Consider the following 1,773-nt stretch of genomic DNA (forward strand, 5'->3'; position numbering starts at 1 on the left):
AGGAACAATTTACATCAAAGAGCTTTCTGCTCCAAAGGGTTATAAGCTGGATTCTACTGTCCATGCCTTAAATGTGGAAGTTGGAAAAACAGCGACATTAACTGTTGCTGACACTCCAAAGGTCACAGAAACTTTGATTGATTTATTCAAAATTGACATGGAAACAGGAAAATCTACTCCACAGGGAACTGCTTCTTTAGAGGGTGCAGAGTTCACATGGAGCTATTATGACGGTTACTACAATGCAGACAATCTTCCTGCAAAGGCTACCCGTACATGGACAACCAAAACAGTTGCCGAAAAAGACAATGACGGAACTATCCATTATGTATCCAGACTTGCCGACAGCTACAAAGTATCCGGCGACAGCTTCTATACACAGGACGGTAAGAATGTACTGCCACTTGGTACACTCACTGTCACAGAAACAAAAGCACCAAACGGCTACTTATTAGATGGTGCATATATGCAGGCTGACGGAAGTTCTGAACAGATTAAGGGAACGTACCTTACACAGATTTCCGAAGATGGCGAACTTGCCGTACTTTCTGGAAGCAACCAGTATTCCGTATCTGACAAGGTTATCCGTGGCGGTGTAAAAATCCAGAAACGTGACCTTGAAACAAAGGATACCAAAGCACAGGGAAGTGCGACCTTACAGTACACAGAGTTCAATATCATTTCTTTAAATGACAGTCCTGTACTGGTTGTGGGAAAATTATACAGCAAGAATGAAACTGTCAAGAAGATTCAGACAGGAATTGACGGAATCGCTTCTACTTCTGCTGATTTACTCCCTTACGGAAATTACAGATTAGAAGAAAGCAAAGCACCAGAGGGCTACTTGACAGATGGTGCAAAGGCAATCGACTTTTCTATCACAGAAGATGGAAAAATCGTAGACTTGACTGACAAATCCCACTCTGTCTACAACCAGATTAAGCGTGGCGATATTGAGGGTGTAAAAATCGGTGCAGGTACACACAAACGCCTTGCAGGTGTTCCATTCAGAATTACAAGCAAGACAACGGGAGAATCCCATATTGTAGTCACTGACAAAAACGGTTAGTTCTCCACTGCTTCAAGCTGGGCTTCCCACAAGGTCAATACCAATGCCGGAAAATCCAGTGAGGACGGTGTATGGTTTGGAACATCTGAACCAGACGACAGCAAAGGTGCATTACTTTATGATACCTATGTGATTGAGGAATTAAAGTGTGATTCCAACGCCGGATTTAAGCTGATTCCAGCTTTTGAGGTGGTCGTATCCAGAAATAAAGTGACCGTAAATTTAGGGACACTGACCGATGAATATGAAAAAGAAATCACAATCCATACCACAGCTACCGACAAGAAAACTGGCGAAAAAATGATTGTTGCCGGAAAAGACATCAAGATCGTGGACAAAGTCACACTTGATGGCTTGGAAGTTGGAACAAAATATAAATTATCCGGCTGGCAGATGTTAAAGGAAGAAAATGCCGAACTTCTGATTGACGGGAAATGTGTAGACAGTGATTACACTTTCACTGCTGACAGCGAAAAAATGGTAGTTGAAATTACTTACAGCTTTGACGGTTCAGCTCTTGGCGGTCAGAACCTTGTTACCTTTGAGGAATTGTACGATATGAGCAATCCGAAAGAGCCTGTCAAGGTTGCCGAACATAAGGACATCAACGATGATGGACAGACCGTTCTTATCACAGAACGTATCATCAAAATCCATACGACCGCTACGGACAAGAACGGCAAGAAAGAAATCGAAGCCGGAAA

1 pseudogene is annotated in these 1,773 nt (G+C 42.7%); it reads left to right on the forward strand.

Going from position 1 to position 1,773, the window contains the following annotated elements:
- Window positions 1–1,773 (forward strand): annotated as a pseudogene (locus GPK60_RS11455) (VaFE repeat-containing surface-anchored protein); the annotation flags it as partial.

This window comes from Ruminococcus sp. MCC718, from assembly GCF_018783905.1.
Lineage (GTDB): Bacteria > Bacillota > Clostridia > Lachnospirales > Lachnospiraceae > Hominisplanchenecus > Hominisplanchenecus faecis.